Annotated in this window: 17 protein-coding genes; 10 read left to right on the forward strand and 7 right to left on the reverse strand. The window is 71.3% G+C overall.

What is annotated here, in order from left to right; all coding sequences use genetic code 11:
• Positions 1-44: 44 nt before the first annotated feature.
• Positions 45-221 (forward strand): hypothetical protein, encoded by a 177-nt coding sequence (locus ACFVHV_RS18040; protein ID WP_380352009.1) that lies wholly within the window; start codon positions 45-47, stop codon positions 219-221.
• 410 nt (positions 222-631) lie between these two features.
• Positions 632-1156: a hypothetical protein gene (locus tag ACFVHV_RS18045; protein ID WP_380352011.1), complete on the forward strand. Its 525-nt coding sequence runs from the start codon at positions 632-634 to the stop codon at positions 1154-1156.
• 475 nt (positions 1157-1631) lie between these two features.
• On the opposite strand, the gene ACFVHV_RS18050 is transcribed toward ACFVHV_RS18045, so the two are convergent.
• From ACFVHV_RS18050 to ACFVHV_RS18075, 6 genes are all read right to left on the reverse strand, one after another.
• The gene (locus ACFVHV_RS18050) at positions 1632-2078 is read right to left on the reverse strand and encodes a spore-associated protein A (RefSeq protein WP_380352013.1); all 447 of its coding nucleotides are present in this window, start codon (positions 2076-2078) and stop codon (positions 1632-1634) included.
• A gap of 676 nt (positions 2079-2754) precedes the next feature.
• Positions 2755-3336, reverse strand: coding sequence for an NUDIX domain-containing protein (locus ACFVHV_RS18055; RefSeq protein WP_380352014.1), 582 nt, complete (start codon positions 3334-3336; stop codon positions 2755-2757).
• 101 nt (positions 3337-3437) lie between these two features.
• Positions 3438-5456, reverse strand: coding sequence for an ATP-binding cassette domain-containing protein (locus tag ACFVHV_RS18060; RefSeq protein WP_380352016.1), 2019 nt, complete (start codon positions 5454-5456; stop codon positions 3438-3440).
• Positions 5457-5604: 148 nt separating this feature from the next.
• On the reverse strand, positions 5605-5817 hold the full coding sequence (locus ACFVHV_RS18065; protein WP_380352018.1) for a hypothetical protein: 213 nt from the start codon (positions 5815-5817) through the stop codon (positions 5605-5607).
• Positions 5818-6239: 422 nt separating this feature from the next.
• Complete coding sequence (locus ACFVHV_RS18070; protein ID WP_380352068.1) at positions 6240-6908, reverse strand: response regulator; 669 nt, start codon at positions 6906-6908, stop codon at positions 6240-6242.
• A gap of 33 nt (positions 6909-6941) precedes the next feature.
• Complete coding sequence (locus ACFVHV_RS18075; RefSeq protein WP_359904694.1) at positions 6942-7952, reverse strand: sensor histidine kinase; 1011 nt, start codon at positions 7950-7952, stop codon at positions 6942-6944.
• Between the two features lie 321 nt (positions 7953-8273).
• Between ACFVHV_RS18075 and ACFVHV_RS18080 the strand changes: the two genes are divergently transcribed.
• The 8 genes from ACFVHV_RS18080 to ACFVHV_RS18115 all read left to right on the forward strand — a co-directional run bounded on the left by ACFVHV_RS18080 (position 8274) and on the right by ACFVHV_RS18115 (position 19206).
• The gene (locus tag ACFVHV_RS18080) at positions 8274-8999 is read left to right on the forward strand and encodes an ABC transporter ATP-binding protein (RefSeq protein ID WP_359904691.1); all 726 of its coding nucleotides are present in this window, start codon (positions 8274-8276) and stop codon (positions 8997-8999) included.
• Entirely contained in the window at positions 8996-10336 is a 1341-nt protein-coding gene (locus ACFVHV_RS18085) for an ABC transporter permease (protein ID WP_359904688.1), read from the forward strand. Before ACFVHV_RS18080 ends, ACFVHV_RS18085 begins: the two co-directional genes overlap by 4 nt.
• Positions 10337-10388: 52 nt before the next feature.
• On the forward strand, positions 10389-11156 hold the full coding sequence (locus ACFVHV_RS18090; protein WP_380352020.1) for a DUF4097 family beta strand repeat-containing protein: 768 nt from the start codon (positions 10389-10391) through the stop codon (positions 11154-11156).
• A 220-nt stretch (positions 11157-11376) separates the two neighbouring features.
• A complete protein-coding gene (dacB, locus tag ACFVHV_RS18095) occupies positions 11377-12867 on the forward strand; it encodes a D-alanyl-D-alanine carboxypeptidase/D-alanyl-D-alanine-endopeptidase (RefSeq protein WP_380352022.1) in 1491 nt (496 codons plus the stop codon).
• 338 nt (positions 12868-13205) lie between these two features.
• The gene (locus tag ACFVHV_RS18100; protein WP_380352024.1) at positions 13206-14189 is read left to right on the forward strand and encodes an ABC transporter permease; all 984 of its coding nucleotides are present in this window, start codon (positions 13206-13208) and stop codon (positions 14187-14189) included.
• Positions 14190-14382: 193 nt separating this feature from the next.
• The gene (locus tag ACFVHV_RS18105) at positions 14383-15243 is read left to right on the forward strand and encodes an ABC transporter permease (RefSeq protein ID WP_380352069.1); all 861 of its coding nucleotides are present in this window, start codon (positions 14383-14385) and stop codon (positions 15241-15243) included.
• The gene (locus ACFVHV_RS18110) at positions 15240-17426 is read left to right on the forward strand and encodes a dipeptide ABC transporter ATP-binding protein (RefSeq protein WP_380352026.1); all 2187 of its coding nucleotides are present in this window, start codon (positions 15240-15242) and stop codon (positions 17424-17426) included. Before ACFVHV_RS18105 ends, ACFVHV_RS18110 begins: the two co-directional genes overlap by 4 nt.
• An 82-nt stretch (positions 17427-17508) precedes the next feature.
• Positions 17509-19206, forward strand: coding sequence for an ABC transporter family substrate-binding protein (locus tag ACFVHV_RS18115; protein ID WP_380352027.1), 1698 nt, complete (start codon positions 17509-17511; stop codon positions 19204-19206).
• Positions 19207-19223: 17 nt separating this feature from the next.
• Here the strand turns inward: ACFVHV_RS18115 and ACFVHV_RS18120 are convergent, their stop codons facing one another.
• On the reverse strand, positions 19224-20348 hold the full coding sequence (locus ACFVHV_RS18120; RefSeq protein WP_380352029.1) for a hypothetical protein: 1125 nt from the start codon (positions 20346-20348) through the stop codon (positions 19224-19226).
• Positions 20349-20552 lie beyond the last annotated feature (204 nt).

Consider the following 20552-nt stretch of genomic DNA (forward strand, 5'->3'; position numbering starts at 1 on the left):
GGCACCGACGGTGCGGGCGGAGAACGCGAACGGAGGAGGTCGGCATGGACGGTGGTCACCACGGCGGTGACGGCAACGACTCGTGGCTCAGCAGTGTCGTCGGCGGCGGAGACGGGCCCTTCGGCGGCGGCGGCAACAGCGGCGGGCCATTGGGGACCCTTCTCGTGATCCTCCTGGTCTTCGGCGTGCCGATCCTGGTGGTGCTCCTGCTGGCCGACTGACGGGCGGCGGCCGGGCAGCAGGGCGGCCGGGACACCTGCCCCGGCCGCAGGGCTGATGCGTTCTCAGGAGATGGGACGTGACGGTTCGCCGGCTTCAGGGTGAGGTGTCCGAGCAAAAACAAACAACGCGACGCCAGATGATCAAGGTTGCTGAGACCGAAGACCGACCTGGAGTCGCGTCCGCGTGCCATCCTCAGGTTCGGGCGCAGGTCTGTGTGGTTCAAGCGCGACGGGTCGGCGGCCCTCGTACCGCTCTGTTCCCCGAGGGCCGAACGCCGACGGCCCGCCCACTCGGCAGCCCCCGGTCGCCCCTGCGCCACCCGCACGAAGGCTTCGCCGGCGGGCAGCGCCGGACCCGACCGCGCGATATCCGCCGACCGGCCGTCGGAGGGCCGTGGCATCATGCCGCCATGACGACGAGCGAAGCCCCCGCAACGGCGGCCGAGGCGGTGCGGGAACTTCGGGAGGTCGCCCACGGATGGGTCGACGGCCGACGCGCTGACCCGGATCTTCTGATCCGGGCCGCGCTCCGCGTCCTGGTCGCCGGCGTGGACACCCCGTCGCTGGTCCTCCTCGCCGCGCTCTTTCGCGGTGAGGAGGACCAGGCCTCGGAGCTGTTCGGCCAGGTGATGGACGAGCTCGGCTTCGGCTTCCACCCGCCCGAGGAGTACTGGGAGGGCCGGCTGGCGCTCGCCCGCTGGTGGGCCGCCGAGATCGTCGGCGGGTGGCTCGACCCCGTCGAGGGCGCCGCACTCATCGTCGAGGATGTGGCCGAAGCCTATGGGAAGTGCGAGGAGTTGGCACCCGTGGTCGATGCGATGGTGGCGCTCATGGACCCCGCCGGCGCCGCATACCCGGACGACGTTCCCGCACATCTGACCCGGGCCGCCCACGAACTCCTGGCCCGCATCCCACCCCCGTCCACCCCTCTCTGACGGCATGAGAGCGCCGTGTCCGTCGGAGGTCGGCGTTCGCCCAGGCGTTCGATGCACACGGTTCGGGGGACCGTTGCACGCCCCAGTGGAAACGAACGACGCGGCGCCGGATGATCAAGGGCGCCGGGACCGAAGACCGACCTGAAGTCGCGTCCGCGTGCCGTCCTCCCTGATCACCGTCCTTGCGCGCCACTGCGAGAATGCCACCGCCCTCCGCCCGCCCGCGGAACCAAGGCCGGGCCGGCCGCCCCGGCCGAGGCGCTTGCCGCTGTCCCCGATGGATCCGGTCGAAGATCCCGCCCCCGTCCTGGTCGCTCCGGCCGTCGGCGGCAGGACCGTGCGCGGCTCCCGCACCGACGGTGCAGCCGTCCACCTGCTTGCCGCTGCCCGCCACGACAGCCGGAGCGCGCCCGGCCGCTGCCGCCCGCCGTCCTGGTCGTCGCACCGGGACGGCGGGCGGCTTCGCGAATGGGGGTCACGCCCCGCAGTTGGTGTGCCGCCGGAGTACTTCCAGGTCGTTGAACACGCCGCCCCAGGTGACACACGCGCCCTTCGCGTATATGTAGACGGGGCCGGCGTACTTCGTGTAGTTCCCGGAGTCGGTGACCCGGGAACCGGGGGTGTCGTCACGTTCTATGTACACCGTGATGGACCGCGTCGTGGTCTGGTTGTCCTTTATCCCGACGACGCAATTCTTGCCGGTGGCGGCCGAGTAGGTCAGGTAGACCGTCACCTCCTCGGTCGGCGACTGGATGCCGAACCAGCTCTTGACGTTGTACCCGCTCCCACATGCGCCGTTGTAGGCGGCGGTGGCGGCGCTGGCAGTGCCGGGGATCGCCACGACGCTGGCCGCGGAGATCGCCAGCAGGCCGGCGGCCGTGGCCATCCGGCGCCCCGGTCGGGTGATTCGGATTGATCGCATCCTTTTGATGTTCATTTCCCCCTCTTTTCCGGCTTCTTACGGTGAGGCTAGCGCGGCACGCCAGGCTCCAGAAGAGGAACATTCGGCCACGTTCGACCGTGACCATGAAATCGATACCGGGAAACGGAGGATCGGAATTCAGTTCGTCACATCTCGCCCGGCCGATGGCACCGCCGACGGCCGGGGCCGGCCCTGCGGTGCGCGGGGTCCGGGGCGCGGAGTGCGGTGCGGGCGCGGATCTCCTGGTGCTGGTGGTGCTCACGCCTTCCGGGCCTTCCCCGACTTGCGCGGTTTGCCTCACCTGCCGTACGGCCGGTTCCGGCTCCGTGCCGGCATCGTCGCGTCGAACCCGGCCTTGCTGGTCGCTGTTCGCGGTTCGGATACGAGCGTGGTCGCGGCCGATCGCCACGGGACGGCCGAGGCCCGGCAGCACCCAGGCCGCGAGGCCGCCAGCTTCCCGTAGAGCACCCGACAGGTCCTGGATCTGCGGGATCACACCGCGCGCGCGTACGGCCCGTCGAGGAACGGCACCATGTCGATCACCACCAGGGCGGTGCGGGCCGGGTCGAGCCGGGTACAGGCGTGACGGCGACCGCGGCGTTCCTCCTGGCGGGTGTGCTCGCGCTGCGGGATCGACAGGTGTGCAGCAGGGCGGGGGCTTCGACCGGAGGGGCGCTCAGAGGTGTCCCTCGGGGTGGATGGTGTTGGCGGCCATCAGGACCGACACGGCGGCGCCGGAGAGCAGGAGCCGGCCGTCCATCGCGGCGGCCACCGCTTCGTCCAGCGGCCACCACTCCACGGTCATGCCCGTCTCGGTGCCGGTCAGCTCCTGTTCGCCGATCGTCAGGTTCCGGGCGATGAACATGTGGAGGCGTGCGGTGCTCTTGGTCATCAGAGCGATCTCGCCGAGCCTGTTCCAGGTGGCGGCCGTGATGCCGGCCTCCTCCTTGAGCTCGCGCCGTGCGCCGCCCAGCGGGTCCTCGCCCGCATCGAGGCGGCCGCCCGGCGGGGTGAGGACCTCGCCGTGGACGTAGCTGCGGTAGCGGACCATGGCGATCCGGCCCTGGTCGTCCAGGGCGATCGTCAGGGCGCCGTCGACGCGGGCCTGGTGGAACTCGAAGGCCCCTTCGGTCCCGTCGGGCTGGGTCACCGTGTCGCGGTGGATCAGGTACGAACCGGTGTCCAGCAGGGTGGCACGGCCGTGGTGCTGCCACGGCTCGGGCACGGCCGGCTGGCGGGTGACGGTGGGAAGGTTCACGGGCGGACTCCTTCTGTCTTGGCGGTGGTGAGCAGCGGGAGGTCACGGTGGGGATGAGTGATCGGGCCGGCCAGCGTCGGCCGGTCAGCAGGGTCGGGCGGTCAGGCCCGGTCGGCGGTGCGGGGGTTGCGCTGTCCGGGCAGCGAGGTGGTGCCGTACTGGTGGGCCTGGAGCAGGTAGGCGGTGCGGTAGCTGCCGCGCCCGGGCCGGTCCGGGTCCGGCTCGTTGCCCATGAGCTGGTCGTGGGTGCCCTGTTCGACGAGCTCGCCGCCATCGAGGACGTAGATCAGGTCGGCGGCGGCACTGGCGGCCAGGCGGTGGGTGATCAGAACCACCGTCATGCCCTGGGCGGCCAGTGAGCGGATGCGGTCGAATGCGGCGATCTCGGCGGCCGGGTCGAGCGCGGAGGTCGGCTCGTCGGCGATCACCAGGTGCGGCGGCCTCGCGCCGGGGCCGGCAGTGGAGAACCGGAAGGCCGCTCGGGCGGTCCCGATCCCCTGCCACTGCCCGCCCGACAGCTGCACGCCTCCGATGAAGCCCTTGGCCGCCATGGTGTCCCAGCCGTTCGGCTGCTCGCTCAGCAAGGTGTCGAGCCCGGCGAAGTCGGCCGCGTCCCGGAGAGCCTGGCCGTCCTCCGCGTGTTCGGGGCGTCCGGCCGTGGTGTTGGCCCGGATCGTGAAGGGCCAGCGGACGAAGTCCTGGGCGAACAGGACGCAGGAGGAGAACAGCTGACGGCGGTCGGCGGTCCGGGTGTCCACGTCGTCCCACAGGATCCGGCCCTCGTCGGGTTGATAGAGGCCGACCAGGAGCTTGGCCAGCGTGCTCTTCCCCGCACCGTTGACACCCACCAGGGCCACGACCTTGCCCCGGGGGATGACCAGGGACACGCTGCTCAAGGACGGTGCGGTACGGCCGGGATAGGTGAACGTCACCTTCTCCAGGCGGATCTCGTCGGGCCGCTGCGGCAGGTCCGCACCCCCGGTGGGGATGGCCCGCTCGGCGGCGGCCGTACCGAGCCGCTCAAGATCCCGTACATACAGCGACTCCTCGAACATACGGTTCACACCGGTCAGCAGGGTCCCGACGGTGGCTGCGCCGCTGCGGATGCCGACGATGACGGTGACCGCGCCGGCCATCGGCAGCCGCTGGGAAAGCACGAGCCAGCCCAGCAGCGCGAACGTGAGCAGCGAGGCGGCGCCGGACGCCGCAGCGGTACCGGCCGAGGTGGCGGCCGCGGCCCCGGCCAGGCGCCGGCGTTCCCCCTCGGAGGTGCGCGCCATCTCCTCGTAGCACTCCAGCAGCCACCGGCCCACCCCGTGGACCCGCAACTCGGCCGCGTTCTGAGGCGCGGTGACCTGCTGGCAGATCAGGTTGGAGGCGCGGGCGTGCTGGATCCAGGCCATCACGGAGGCGTGCCTGCGCCGGGCGGTGCGTACCGCACCCCAGGCCCGGGGCGCGGCGATCAGCACCAGCATCGGCAGCAGCATCACGTTCAGGGACAGGATCACCCCGGCGGTCGCCGTCATGGTCAGCACGGCGCCCAGCACGGATACGGCCTCGCTGATCAGGCGCCGCACGGAGTCCGCTCCGAACCGCGCGCTCTCCAGGGTCCGCGCGAACTCCGCGTCCTCCAGGGCGGCGAGCTCGACCGAGTCGGCGTGCCGCAGCAGTGTCAGGGTGGTGATCCGCTCGACCTGGGGCTCCAGGACCGCCGCCGACCACGTGGAGGCCGACGACAGCCAGCTCGCCGCGCCGGTCGCCGCCCCCGCGACCAGCAGCGGAACCAGCGCGCGGTGCAGACTCTGCACGGCGCTGCCGCCGACCAGCAGTTGGGCCAGCACCCGGTTGGTCGCCACCAGCGCGACCGCGGCGAAGACGGCACGGCCGACCTCGGCGCACACCACGCCGACCAGGGGCCGCCGGTCGGCCCGCCAGGCCAGGCGCCAGGCAAGGACCAGCATGGCCGGGATCTGTCGGGCGACGCGGCGCAGCGTGGCATCGGCGGTGGCGCTCTCGTGCCGGGTGAACCCGAAGTCGTAGCCGAACCTGGCCCCGAAGAGGCGGAGTTCGCCGGGCGAGGGCCGGACGTCGGGACGGGGCGTTCGGCGTGGCCATTTCACGGGGCGGCTCCAGTCTCGTCGAGGGCACAGGCAGGGTGGCGGGCGGACACTGGCGTGGGCGGCGGCCGGGCGCACTGGCCTCCTGCGGCCGGGGCGAACCGGCGCCGTGCGGCGATCGCGAAAGGCTCACGGGTCGGCGGGGTCACGTTCACAGCGGCAGCACCCAGTGCAGGCTCGGGCCGCCGACGACGCGCTGCTCCTGGTCGGTCAGCTCCAGCCGGTAGGTGCCCGGTCCTCCGGCAGCGGCCCAGCGCTCGTGGACGTCCTCGGCGAGCTGCCACAGGGCGCGCGGGCCCCACTCGGTGACGGTGGCGCCGTCCGGGGCGATGCACCAGGTCCAGACGATTCGTTCGGGGTTCAACCTCCGCTCTTTCAGGAGAAGTTGGGAACTCACTGGGCCACCCTAGTGTCGGAGGAAAGCCGTCCGGGCCGGCTTGGCAGGGATTCCTCCGCATGGGGGACGAGGCGGCGCGTCGGCTGGCGCACGGTGGGTGCTGCGAGGAGCAGCCCGACGCGTCCGCCCGCTGGGAGGAAGCCGAGCGGCGAACCTCCCATGGGATGTGGGCGGGCAGGTGCCGGGCCGAGTTGTGCGGCGAGGACCGGGCCATCGTCCGGGCATGCCGAAGCGCGGCGGTCCCACGTCCTGCTCGGCCTCGGGGGCGTGGACACCGCCGGGGATCACCGGACGGTGGGGCGCGGCCCGTGGCCGAAGGCACGTTGCTCCTCCCCGCAGAGCGTCACCGGGCGGGGAGCCGTTCCGCTGTCCTGGTCCTGGCGGCACGGCTAGTTGTATTCGAACCAGGTCAGGATGGCCTTCACCCGGCGGTTGTCCTCGCCGGAGGGCATGCCGAGTTTCAGGAAGACGTTCCCCACGTGTTTGGCCACGGCGGCGCCCGAGAGGAACAGCTCTGTCGCGATCTCCGCGTTGGAGCGGCCTTCGGCCATGAGAGCGAGCACCTCCTGTTCGCGGGCCGTGAGCCGGGCGAGCGGGCCCCGCGGCGGGTCGGCGCGGGTGACGTGGCGGACCACCTCGGGGTCGATCACCACTCCGCCGCCGGAGACCGTCTCGACGGCCCGCAGGAAGTCCGCCACTCTGCCCACCTTCTCCTTGAGCAGGTAGCCGACGGCCCCGTCGGCGCCCGGGCCGTTCAGGAGTTCGCGCACGTACGGGCCCGTGACGTAGGCGGAGAGGACCAGTACCGGCAGGTCCCGGTGCCGCGACCGAATGTCGATCGCGGCCCGGAGTCCGTCGTCGGTGTTCCCGGGCGGCATGCGGACATCCGTGATCACCAGGTCGGGGGCGGCTCCGGCGGCGGTGAGGTCGTCGACAGCGGCGACCAGTTCGTCGGCGTCCTCGCATTCACGGATCACGTCGTGGGCACTGGAAACCAGGATCTCCCGGATTCCGGCGCGTATCAGCAGACTGTCGTCCGCCAGGATGATTCTCACAATCTATTTCCCATCGCTTTTCCCTGTCGAGTTCCGTCACCACGGGGGTTGGGCCGGGGCGGATGCCACGACCTCCGTTCCGCCGCCCGGCGGGCTGATGATTTCGAGGTTCCCACCGACGCTTCGCATCCGCTCACGCAGCCCGGAGAGCCCGGATCCGGTGCTGATCCGCGCGCCGCCGGCGCCGTCGTCGCCCACCCGGACGCGGACGCCGCTCTCGGTGCACCGCATCTCGATCCGGGCGCTCCCGACGCCCGCGTGCTTGGCGATGTTCGTCAGGGCCTCGGAGACCGTGAAGTACACGGCCGTGGCGATCGGTGAGGAGAGCCAGGCGTCCGTACCGGTGCTGGTCAGTTCGACCTGCAACGGTGATCTGGCCACCAGTTCGCGGACGGCGGCGACGAGACCGAGATCGCTCAGTTCGCTGGGGTGGATGTCGCGCACCGTCTCCCTCAGCCGTTCGAGCGCGCGCTCCGCCTGGGCCTGGGCCTGGCGGGCCAGCTGGACGATCCGTTCCTGGTCGGTGGCCGTCGCTGCGGCTTCCAGGATTCCCAGGCGCATGACGAGGGCGACGAGTTCCTGCTGGGCGCCGTCGTGCAGGTCACGCTCGATGCGCCGGCGCTCGTTCTCGAAGGCCGCCGTCAGCGAGGCCCGGCTGGCGCGGAGTTCCTCCAGTTTCGCGAGCAGGTCGGGGTTCCGGCTCCCCGAGAAGGCCCGCAGGAGCAGGTCGCGGAGCAGGGAGATGCCGGCCAGCGCGCCCACGGTGACCGCACCGAGGGCGATTCCCGCGGGCACCGCCACGAGGGTTTCCCACAGGGCGGCCGGGGTGAACGGGCCGACTTTCGCGGCAATGCCGAAACCCCAGAAGACGGGGGAGAAAACCAGCGCCAGAGCGCCGACGAATCCGAAGAAGCCCACCAACAGCGAGAGCGCGGACAGGAGCGCGGCGGTGACGAACACGGGCAGGTCGGTCTTCCACACCGACCGTGCCCGCAGCCGACCGGCCACCCACTGCGGCCAGCTGCGGTCGACGGGTCGCAGCGGCATCGTCCGGACTCCGCACCACTGCGCCCTGGAGCGGTCCAGTTCGGCCACCACCGGAACCGAGACCGGCGCAGCGAGAACGGAAATCAGGAGAATCGGAAAGGCGGCCGCTGCGACGAATTCGGTCAGCAGTCTCCGGGCAACACGAATCTGCGCCATGATCAACATTTTCGCACAGTTCGGATGGGTCGGACGGTAGATCCAAGTCTACCTCCAATAGCAGTGCGGGCACCCGTGCACTCCACTGCCCGGCCTTGCTTTCCTTGGTTCATGCCATTCTCCACTACCGCTCCCGTGCCGTGCATTCGTTTGCGCGGCCTTCGGATGGAATTCCCCGTTCCCGGCCGCCGGGGCGATACGACGCGCGTCCTGCACGACATCGACCTGGAGATTCCCGAAGGCCGGCTGACCGCCGTCGTCGGCCCCTCCGGTTCGGGCAAGTCGACGCTCCTGCTCTGCACGGCCGGGCTGGAGCGGGCGACCGCGGGGTCCGTCGAGATCCTCGGGACGGACGTCCGCTCGCTCAGCCCCCGCAAGCAGGCCGCGTTCCGCAGCGAGAACATCGGCTTCGTCTTCCAGGAGTACAACCTCGTCAGCTCGCTGACGGTCGAGGACAACATCGCCCTGCCGGCGCGGCTCGCCGGCCGCCGGGTGCCCAGGGCGCGGGTCGAGGACGCCATGGCGCGGCTCGGCATCGCCAAGCACGCGCGGCGACGCCCCGACCGCCTCTCCGGTGGCGAGCGCCAGCGCGTCGCGGTGGCCCGGGTGGTGGCGAACCAGCCGCGGATCGTCTTCGCCGACGAGCCGACGGGTGCGCTCGACATCAAGTCGGGTCATGTGGTGCTCGACTGGCTGCAGGCGCTTCCCGCGCAGGGGAGCACGGTGCTCATGGTCACCCACGACCCTCATGCGGCCGCGCGGGCCGATCAGGTCGTGGTGATGGGGTCCGGGCGGGTACACGCCGTCATCCCCGGTGGCGACTCCCGCGCGGTGGGCGACGCCGTCCTCGCGGCGCAGTCGGCGGACGAGGCGGGCGGGGAGGAGTCGTGATCCGGCTCGTGCTGTCGGACATCCGCCTGCAGGCGTCGATGTGGTGGTGGACGCTCCTGTGCGCCACGGTCGGCGCGGCGTGCTCGGCGGGCTCGGCCATCGCGATGTTCACCGCCGTCTCGGCGGCGCGGGCGGCGGGTGACGCGCGGATGGTCTCCGCGTCGATCGCCCTCGGCGGCAACATCGTCTTCTTCACCGTGCTCGCCGCCGTGGGCATCGTCGCCTCCGCGGTCGGTCTGACGCTGACGACCCAGCGGCGCGAGCACGCCCTGTGGGTGATCCTCGGGATTCCGCGCCACCGGGTCAGGATCATCCTGCGGACGGAGCTGGTGGTGCTGGGCGCGGTGGCCGGCGCGCTGGCCGCACCGCTCGCCCTGCTGGTCGCGGGTGTCACCCTCGCGCAGTGGAAGGGGACGGGTCTCGAACTGCACGGGGCCTCGGTCGGGTTCCGGTTCTGGTACGTCGGCGTGAGCGTGCTGTTCGGACTGGTTCCGTGCCTGCTCGGCGGCTGGGGCGTCACCCGGCGGGCCGCCAGGACGCCGGAGATGCGCGCCTTCCGGGACTTCTCCGATCCCCCGGCGCGGCCGGGCGTGGCCCGCGGTGGCCTCGCCCTGTGCCTGCTCGCCGGTGTGGTCGGGATGTGGGTCCCCGGCCTGGGCCTCGAACTCAAGGGCGGGCTCGCCCAGCGGACGGCCTTCGCGTTCGCCGGGAACCTCTTCCTCGTCTGCCTGCTGCTGCTGATGGGGCCGTGGGTGCTCACCCCGCTGATGAAGCTCTGGACGGCACTGGTGCCCTCGCGCGGCGTCGCCTGGCACCTTGCCGTGCAGTCGTGCCGGGCCCGCGCGACGAGGAGCGTCACCACGGTGCTGCCCTTCGCGCTCTCCCTGTCGTTCGTCGGCCTCTTCATGGTGATGGGGAAGGTCATGCCCGGAGGCAGCGCCGGGCTGGACAACATCCTGGTCGTGCTGGGCTGGGTCTTCGTCGTGTCCTGGGTCGGGGGCCTCGCCGTGATCGCCCTCGTCGGACGGGAGCGCACCCGTGACTCCGCCGTCGTGACGGTGGCCGGTGCGCGGCCGGGCGTGGTCACCCGGTCGATGGTCTACGAGGGGGCGATCTACGCGGGGACGGCGATCGTCTTCGGCGCGCTGTTCGTCGCCGTGTCGAGTCTCACCATCGCCCTGGGGGCCCGGATCGACGTCGTCCGGGTCCTGGCGGGCCTCCCCTGGGCCACGCTCGGGGCGCTCGCCGCCGGGACGCTGGTCACCACCTGCCTCGCGCTGGTCCTGCAGGCGGCCCGGGTGTCGCGCACGGTCGCGGTCCGGGCGCTGCGCTCGTGAACCGGGGTGCGGGAATCCACACCACCATGTTCGTTGACGAAGGAAGAATTCGATGGAACTGACCACGCGCACGCTCCTCGCCTTCGGCGGAGCCGCGCTCCTCGGCCTCGCCGCCACGGCCTGCACCACGGACGGCCCATCGGCCGACTCGACCGTGGAATCGAAGTCCTTCGACTTCGCCGGTGGCAGCCTGACCGTCAAGTCCGGTGCCGCCGACCTCGCGCTGGTGGCCGCCGACGTCGAGGGCGTTCAGGTGGAACGACGGGTCAGCGGCAGGAAGGTCGGCGGGGAGGTGGGGTCCGGCTGGCAGCTCGAAGGGGGCACGCTCACGCTCTCGCTGGACTGCACGGGGATCTCGGTGGACTGCGGCGCGAAGTACACCGTGAAGGTGCCGCGCGCCGTCGCAGTCACCGCCGAGAGCGGCAAGGGGCGCATCGAGGCCACCGGCTTCACCGCGGACTTCTCGGCCAGGACCGCCGGCGGCGACGTCCGGTTGTCGGATCTCCACGGAGCCGAGCTGGCCCTGGAAGGCGGCGACGGAAGCATCGAGGGCGACGGGATCTCCGCCCGGTCCGTCAGCGTCACGTCGCGGAACGGCCACGTCGCCCTGGGCCTGGCCGCCGTGCCCGACCTGGTCGACGTGCAGAGCAGGGACGGCGACGTCGTGCTGGGCCTGCCGGAATCGAAGTACGCGGTCCGCACGGCCGCGAAGAAGGGCGACGTCACCGTGAACGTCACGAAGGACGACGCGAGCGGCCATTCCGTGGCCGTCCGGACCCGCAACGGCAGCATCGCCATCGGCACGGGCCGGAAGTCCTAGCCGCCGCGCAGCAGCCGGGCCGGAAGCGTTCGATCGAGCGCGAAAGTCGAACAGGAAAGAACGAATGTCAAGCAACTCCCTCTCCGGAATCAGGGCACCTCGGGTACGACGGCGTGCAGCCCTGGCGCTCGCCGCTTCGATGACGGCTGCCGTGGCGATGACGGCGTGCTCCCACAACTCCGCGGACAACTCGGCCTCTCCGGCACCGGGTGCCGCACGGGTGAGCGCCGACCTGCAGAAGCTCATGAGTGCCGCGCCGTGGTCGTCGGGCCAGTGGGGCCTGCAGGTCGCCGATCTGCAGACGGGGAAGGTCGTCCAGTCCAAGGGCGCCGATTCCCGGTTCATGACCGGTTCGACGGCCAAGACCTTCGCGGTCAGTGCTGCGCTCGACGTCCTGGGCGACGACCATCGCTTCCGTACGCCCGTGGTGCATTCGGGTACGGTCTCCGCGGACGGGCGGCTCTCCGGCGATCTCATCCTGGTCGGGAGCGGCGATCTGGCACTCGGTGGGCGGACCACCGCGTCGGGCGGACTGGACGTCCCCGACTTCGACCACTACGACGCCAACGCCGTACCCGGCATGGCGACCATCACCGGAGAGGATCCGCTGGCGGGTGTCGACGAGCTGGCTCGACAGGTCGCGGCCAGTGGAGTCCGCCATGTCGACGGCGACGTGGTGATCGACAACCGACTCTGGGATCCGGTGTCGATCGGCGGGGTGCCGGTCACTCCGACCATCGTCAACGACAACCTGATCGACGTGCTCATCACGCCGGGCGCACCCGGCGAGCCGGCCAAGGTCGACTGGCGCCCGAAGACGGCCGCCTTCGGCGTCGACGCGCAGGTGACGACCACGCCCGCCGGAAGCAAGCCGGCGGTGACGACCGAAAGCGTGAGTCCTGGTCACATTCGGGTGCGAGGCTCCGTGCCCGCGGACGCGAAGGCTCCCTTCGTGACGACCTACCAGGTTCCCGACCCGGCGGCGTTCGCCCGCACCGTCCTCATCGAGGCACTCGCCAGAAACGGCGTCAGCGTATCCGCCCCCTCGCTGGGAGCGAACCCCGACAGCAAGCTTCCTCCGTCGGCGGAAGTGAGCTCGCTGCCGGTATCGGCGACCTACACGTCTCCGCCCTTCAAGGAGTACGCAAAGCTGATCAACAAGGTCAGCCACAACCTCGGGGCGAACCTTCTGCCGCCGCTGATGGCAGCACACGAGGGGCAACGAACCTATGCGGACGGCATGAAGATCGAGAAGGAGTTCCTCGCTCGCGCAGGCGTGGATCCGAATTCGGTGAGCCTCGTCGACGCCCAGGGCCTCCCCGGCGACAAGGCGACGCCGACCGCCCAGGTGGCGCTGCTGCGGCACCTGGCACGACAGGACGACTTCGACGTCTTCTACGACTCCATGCCGAGCATGGGCGTCGACGGCTCGCTTGCCGACGTCATCGAGCACACCGATCCCGCCGCAGGACACATCCGTGCGAAGACCGGCACCCTGGTCAGTTCCTACCAGGGCAAGCTGGCTCTCGGCACGAAGGCACTCGCAGGCTATGTCGATGCGAAGGACGGCCACCGCTACGCCTTCGCGATCTACGTGAACAACATTCCGGTGCCCAGTGACTCCGTGAGCGATGCCATCGACCTCGCGCTCAAGGCCAACAAGCAACTGGGAGCGATGGCCGCCACCATCTACAAGTCGCCCAAGGCGTGACGGGCAGCCCGGTAGCCAGGCGCTCGGCTGGGGTCTCCCAGCCCCGCTGCCGGGCCCCGGGGCCGCGCACGCCTCCGGGACCCGGCAGCCACTGTGGCCTCTCCCACCTGCGAATTCAACGAATTGTGACGCGAACACCTCCGCGTGCTGCGGGGGCGTTTCGTCTTCGTGTCCACATGCCCTGATCCCTGGCGCCACCTGTCGCTCGCACACAGACTGGCTTCTGCACGGTCGTGCAAGCACCCCTTGGATCGAGGAAGTTCCATCCGCATGCCCAGTTCCCCCAGACCCGGCGCTCCCCAGCCGCACCCGCCGCATCCGGTGGGGAGGTGCCGTCCGTGCTCCGGTACGTGACACGCAGGGCGGCGGGCTGGTTCCTGGTGATCGCCGTGGCCACCAACGCCACGTATTTCCTGGCCAGTTGGTTCCTCGACCCGCGTTCGAACTTCAAGGAGCTGCGCCCGGTCCGCACCGAGGAGCAGATCTCCCGGGCCCTGGCCCCCTACAACCTCGACCCGCACGAGCCGCTGCTCCACCGCTGGTGGGACTGGCTGACCGGGGTGGTCCTGCGCTTCGACTGGGGCCGCTCCCCCGTCGGGATCCGGGTGAACGGGGAGATCGGCTACCGCTCCCTGGTCAGCGCCGAACTGGTGATCGGCGCGACGGTCCTGTCCGTCGTCGTCGGCGTCGCGCTCGCGGTCCACACCGCCTCGCGCCAGTACGGCTGGCGGGACCGGGCCGCCCAGGCCCTGTCCATGGCGCTCTTCAACGTCCCGGTGTCCATCGCCGCCCTCGCCCTGGTGCTGCTGGCCATCCGGCTGAACGAACAGGCGGGTTGGCACTTCCTGTACGTCGCGGGGGAGAACTCGCCCGACGTGGAAGGGTTCTGGGCGACGATCGGCGACCGGCTGCTGCACCTGATCCTGCCGACGCTGACGCTCACCCTGACGGGGTACGTGGGCTACCACCTCACCCAGCGCTCCCTGCTGCTGGACGTCATCGGCTCCGACTTCGTGCGCACCGCCCGGGCCACCGGGCTCACCCGCGCCCGGGCGATCCGCCGGCACGCCCTGCGCACCGCTCTGATCCCCACCGCCCAGTCCGTGGCCTTCAGCATCCCGGCCGTCTTCACCGGCGCGGTCCTCACGGAGACGATCTTCGGCTGGAACGGCATGGGCCAGTACTTCATCCAGACCATCAGCAAGAACGACGTGCACGGCACCGTGGCGACCGCCGCTTTCGCCGCCGCCCTGACCGCGGTCGGCGCGATCCTCGCGGACATCGCCACCGTTCTTCTCGACCCGAGAGTGCGGGTGAGCTGAGATGAGTACCCCCGTGACCCCTGTGACCCCTGTGAGTCCCGACGCGACCGCCGAAGGCGTCCCGGCCACCGCACCCGGGCCGGCCGCCGGTCCGCTGCTCACCGAGCAGGACGGGCACGACGGGCGGGACGGGCGGGACGGGCGAGGCGTGCGCGACGGACATGACCGGCACGACCTGCACGACGGTCGCTACCTGGGACGGCGCCGCCTCTACCTGCGGCGCTTCCTGCGAAACCGGACCGCGGTCGCCGGCGTGGTGATCTTCCTGCTGCTCGTGCTGTTCAGTGCGCTCGGCGACCTGTTCACCCCGTACGGCTACGCGGACACCGACTTCTCGGCCCTGACCCAGTCCCCCGGCGCCGAGCACTGGTTCGGCACCAACCAGGGCGGCAACGACGTCTACGCCGCCGCGGTGCACGGCCTCCAGCGCTCGCTGGTGATCGCCGTGACCGTCTCCGTCCTGACCGTCGCCATCTCCGCGGTCGTCGGCGCGGGCGCCGCCTACTTCGGGGGCCGGGTGGAGAAGGCCACCCTCGCCCTCATCCACTTCCTGCTGATCGTGCCCTCCTTCCTGATCCTCGCCCTGGTCTCGCACCGGCTGGCGGGCGACTGGCGGGTCCTCGTCCTCGTCCTGACGGTGTTCGGCTGGATGTCCACCGCCCGCGTGGTCTGGTCGGTGTCGACGTCCCTGCGCGAACGCGACTACGTGCGCGCCGCGGAGTTCATGGGCGTGCGCCCCCTGCGCATCGTGGTGCGCCACATCATCCCCAACCTGGGCTCCCTGCTCATCGTCAACCTCACCCTGGGCGTGGTCTCCACCGTGCTCAGCGAGACCGCGCTGTCCTTCCTCGGCTTCGGCGTCCAGACCCCCGACGTGTCGCTGGGCACGATGCTCGCCGACGGCGCGGGCACCATCACCAGCGCCCCCTGGCTCTTCGCCTTCCCCGCCGGGCTGACCGTACTGCTCACCGTCTCGATGACCTTCGTCGGCGACGGCCTGCGCGACGCCCTCGACCCCACGTCCACCACCGGCGCGGCCGGAGGCCGACGATGACCCTCGCACCCGCCCACCGCACCGGGCCCACGCCCGGGCCCACCGGCCTCACCGAACCCAGTGGCCTCACCGGCCCCGCCGGGCCCGCACCCGTCCTGTCCGTACGCGACCTGCGCGTCTCCTTCCCCTCCGAGGCCGGACCGGTGGAGGCCGTGCGCGGCGTCGACTTCGACCTCCTGCCCGGGCGCACCCTGGGCATCGTCGGCGAGTCCGGCTCCGGCAAGTCCGCCACCGCCCTCGCCGTCATGGGCCTGCTGCCGCCCACCGCGCGGCTCGGCGGCCGGATCCTGCTGGGCGGCCGCGACCTGGCCGCCATGGGCGACAAGGAGCTCTCCCGGGTGCGCGGCAAGGACATCGGCATGGTCTTCCAGGACCCGATGTCCGCGCTCACGCCCATCTTCAGCGTCGGCCGGCTGCTCTCCGAGGCCCTGCGCGTGCACCGGGAGCTGTCCAGGAAGGACGCCTGGGAGCAGGCGGTGGAACTGCTCGACCTGGTCGGCATCCCCGACCCGCGCGAACGCGCCAAGGCGTTCCCGCACGAGTTCTCCGGCGGCATGCGCCAACGCGTCGTCATCGCGCTGGCCATCGCCAACAAGCCCTCGGTGCTCGTCGCCGACGAGCCCACCACGGCGCTCGACGTCACCGTCCAGGCGCAGATCCTCGACGTGCTGCGCCTGGCCCAGCGCGAGACCGGCGCCGGTCTCGTCCTGATCACCCACGACCTGGGCGTGGTGGCCGGCCACGCCGACGACGTCGCCGTCATGTACGCCGGACGGATCGTCGAGCACGCGAGCGTCGACGAGCTCTTCCGCCGTCCGACGATGCCCTACACCGCCCGCCTGCTGGCCAGCATCCCGACCGTGGACGGCGGCGTCCAACGGCCCCTGGTCCCGGTCGGCGGAGAGCCGCCGTCCCTGGTCGGCCTGCCCGGCGGCTGCCCCTTCGCGCCCCGCTGCACGGTGGCCCGGGACGTGTGCCGGACCACCGAACCGGACCTGACCGCGCCGGACCTGACCACGCCGGACTCGACCGCAGCGGACTCGACCGCGCCGGACCTGACCGCGCCGGCCGGGCAGCCCGGGCGCGCCGCCTGCCACCGCGCGCAGGAGATCGCCGACGGAAGCCTCGACCCCGTCGGGGCGGCCGCCCCCGTGCCACCGGCCGCGTCCGGGGAGCGGACCGCCGGCGACGTGGTCCTGCGCGTCGAGGACCTGGTCAAGACCTTCCCCGTCACCAAGGGGGCCCTGCTCAAGCGCCGGGTGGGGACCCTGCACGCGGTCAACCACGTCAGCTTCGAACTGCGCGCGGGCGAGACCCTGGGCCTGGTCGGGGAGTCCGGCAGCGGCAAGACCACCACGCTGCGCGAGGTGCTGCGACTGCGCGCCCCCGAGGGCGGGCGCGTCGAAGTGGCCGGCACCGACGTCGCCACGCTGCGGTCGGCCGCCCAGGTGCGCGAACTGCGGCGCGAGGTCCAGATCGTCCTCCAGGATCCGACGGACGCCCTGGACCCCCGGCTGACCGTCTTCGACCTGCTGGCCGAACCGCTCCAGGCCGCCGGCGCCGACCGGACGGCCATCCGCTCCCGGGTCACCCGGCTCCTCGACCTGGTGGGCCTGGACCGCGCCATGGGCGACCGCTTCCCCGCCGCCCTGTCCGGCGGCCAGCGCCAGCGCGTCGGCATCGCCCGCGCCCTGGCCCGCGAGCCGAGGCTGCTGGTCCTGGACGAGCCGCTGTCCGCCCTGGACGTCTCCGTGCAGGCCGAGATCATCAACCTGCTCGCCCGGCTGAAGCGCGAACTGGGCCTGGCCTACCTGGTGGTGGCGCACGACCTGGCCGTGGTGCGCTACTTCTCCGACCGCATCGCGGTGATGTACCTCGGACACGTCGTCGAATCCGGCGCCACCGAGGAGATCTTCGCCCGGCCCCGGCACCCGTACACGAAGGCCCTGCTGTCGGCGATCCCGGTCCCCGACCCGGAACGCGAGCGCCACCGCGAGCGCATCGTCCTCGCGGGCGAGCAGCCCAGCGCCGCCCGGCTGCCGCAGGGCTGCGTGTTCGTCGACCGCTGCCCGCTCCACCGGGAGGCCGACGAGAGCGTACGGACGCGCTGCCGCACCGAACGGCCGGCGACCGTCGGCACCCCGGGCGGCGCCGACCACCAGTACGCCTGCCACGCGGTCTGACACCCGCCACCCCGCACCGCCTCATCCCGCCCCGTTCCGCCCCACCCTTCCCCTTCTCACCGATTACCACCAAGGACATCCCATGCGTCGCAAGCTCGCCCTGCCCCTCGCGCTCGCCGCGGCCGTCTCGGTCGCCGCCACCGCGTGCTCCTCCTCGTCCTCCTCCGGCGGCTCCCCCAGCGGCTCCCCCGGGCAGGACGCCAAGAACACCGCCCAGGTCGCGTCCTCGGTCACCGACTACAACCCCCAGCCGTACGAGAACATCAAGGACGGCGGCACCTACACCTCCGCGGGGACCTTCGACGAACAGGGCAACCCCTTCAACGTCAACGGCACCCTGAACGCGCTGCGGATCTGGTCCTGGTACAACGCCGACGCCATCACCTACTCGCCCACCGGCGAGGTCCAGTACAACCCGGACTACTACAGCGACGTGAAGGTCACCGTCGAGGGCGGCGACCAGAAGGTCGTCATCACCCTCAACCCCAAGGCCGTGTTCAACGACGGCACCCCGATCGACTGGCGGGCCATCGAGGCCACCTGGAAGGCCAACAACGGCTCGGACAAGGACTACGCGGCCTCCTCCACCGACGGCTACGACCGCATCACCTCCGTCACCCGGGGCACGGACGACAAGCAGGCGGTCATCGCCTTCAAGGGCGTCAACGCCTCCTGGTCCGCGCTGTTCACCACCTTCCTGCACCCCCAGGCCGCCACCGTCGACAACTTCAACAAGGCGTACGTCAAGACGGCCCACCCCGAATGGGGCACCGGACCGTACACCGTGGGCACCTGGGACGAGCACTCCGGCAACATCACCTTCGTGCGCAACCCCACCTGGTGGGGCCGGACGGGCAAGCTCGACAAGCGCGTCTACGTCAACCTGGAGAGCGCCGCCTCGATCAACGCCTTCAAGAACGGCGAAATCGACTACGCCCCCGTCGGAACCGCCGAGAACCTCAAGCAGGTGAAGACGGTCAAGGACGCCGGGATCCGCAGCGGCGGCAGTCCCTTCGAGTACGCGCTGTACCTCAACACCAAGTCCCCGCTCCTCGGCGACGTCCAGGTCCGCAAGGCGGTGCAGGAGAGCATCGACCGCACGCAGATAGCGAAGATCCGCTTCCAGGGCCTCGACTACACCGAGCCGCTGCCCGGCTCGGCAGTGCTCTACAGCTTCCAGCAGGGCTACCAGGACAACGTCGCCACCGTGCTGAAGTACGACCCGGAGGAGGCCCGGAAGACCCTGGACGCGGCCGGCTGGCAGCCCGGGGCCGACGGCATCCGCGCCAAGGACGGCAAGCAGCTCGAACTCGGCTACACCCTGCTCGGCGACGGCCCCATCGAGAAGGCCACCGCCGGAGCGTTCACCGCGATGCTCAAGGCCGTCGGCGTGAAGGTGGACGTCAACAAGGTCTCCGAGAACGACTTCTCCAAGGTGCTCAGCGACCGCCGCTTCGACCTGTTCATCTCCGGCAACCGCTCGACGGACCCCTTCGGCGCCCGGTACCTGTGCGACTTCTACTGCTCGGACCGTGACTCCAACATCACCGGCTCCGGCACCCCCGAGCTGGACAAGGAGATCCGCGCCACCGGAGAGATCGCCGACCTCGGCCAGCAGATCGCCGCCGTCAACGAGGTCGAGCGGAAGGCCCTCCAGCAGTACGCCTTCCTGCCGCTCTACAGCGGCCCCTCCACCTACGGCATCCGCAAGGGCCTCGCCAACGTCGGTGCCACCATCTTCTACAGCCCGCTGCCCGAGACCATCGGCTGGCAGAAGTAGCGCCGGCGGAACAGGCGTCAGAGGGCTGGTGGCCAGGGGCCGGCGAGCAGTCGTGCGGCCTCGGCGACGATCCTCGCGGCGATGGCCTCCTTCGACTCGGCGACGGCGGGGCTCCAATCCTCGTACTGGATGCCCTCGCTGACGATCGGCTGCAGCGCGTCGGGGTGGCCGAGCGGTGACCACACCTCGTGGCCCAGGAGGTCGGCGCCGATGGCCGGGTGCATGCCGCCCTTCACGATCAGGGTGAGCCACCAGCGGGCGAGCTCCCAGCGGATCTCGCGTTCCTCCGTGGGGGCGTCCGCCAGCAGATCGAGCTCGTCCATCACCTGGTCGAAGAGCTGGGCCGCCTCCGGCTCCTCGGAACGCCCGAGCCCGGCGAGCAACCGCAGCGAGGGCGTGTCGACATCCAGAACGAGCGCCACCAGGCCGGCCCGGATCAGCTGATCCGCGCTGACGCGGCGTCCCAGGACACGTTCGAGAGCCAGCATCCGCAGGTCGGTGAGCGCCTCCCGCGAGGTGCGGGCGCAGGGGTCGTACGGCGTCGTGCAGAGGGCCGGACGCGGGGTGCCGTTGTTCTCCGCGAGGACGTGGGACCAGAAAGGGACAGTGGCACGGGCGGAGTCCAACTGCCCGGGCAGGCCGGCGAACTCGTGGCGGAGGTAGTCGGTGAGGTCGGCCCCGTAGAAGATGATGTCGGTCTGGTGGACCGACAGGACCGGGTGTCCGACCTGTCCGGGAATCCCCGGCAGGTAGCGGTGGCCGAAGACCGGGACGAGCTGGGGGACATCGGCCAGGAAGGACCGCGCGACCCTCACCGCGGCCTCGGCCTCCTGCGGCCGCTCGCCCCACGCCGGATGCCAGAAGCCGTTGTGACGGACGTCGAAGAGCGTGCCCTCGACCGGCCGGTCGAGGCGCTCCCGCAGCACGGCCGGATCGCCGTCGCGCCAGTCGGGCCAGCCCTCCCCCAGCGGAAGCCCCGCCCCCAGGAAGACCCGGTGGTCGGCAGCGAACCGGAAGCCGAACCGCGCCTCCACGGCGTCCAGCTCCCGCTCGCCCATGCCGGCGGAGATGTCGGCACCGTGCAGGCGGTGGAGGGCCCGCGCGGCTGCGGCCGTGAGAGGACGAGGCGGCTGAAGAGTCACCTACTCAGCCTAATCGGCCCGCGCCCTGGCCCCCGCCGCAGCGCAACGTCCGGGGCCCGCACGTTCGAGTCGCGAGGGGCGGCCGGCCGGGCCCGCACCCAGGAAGCCTGCCATCAGGACCTCTCGCCGCCGGCGGCACCGAGCAGGCAACGCTTCGCACCGCAGTGTCACAATTCGGTGACTGGGTGTCATAGACGTGTTCTA

This window comes from Kitasatospora sp. NPDC127116 (genome assembly GCF_042677365.1).
Classification (GTDB): domain Bacteria; phylum Actinomycetota; class Actinomycetes; order Streptomycetales; family Streptomycetaceae; genus Kitasatospora; species Kitasatospora lactacystinica.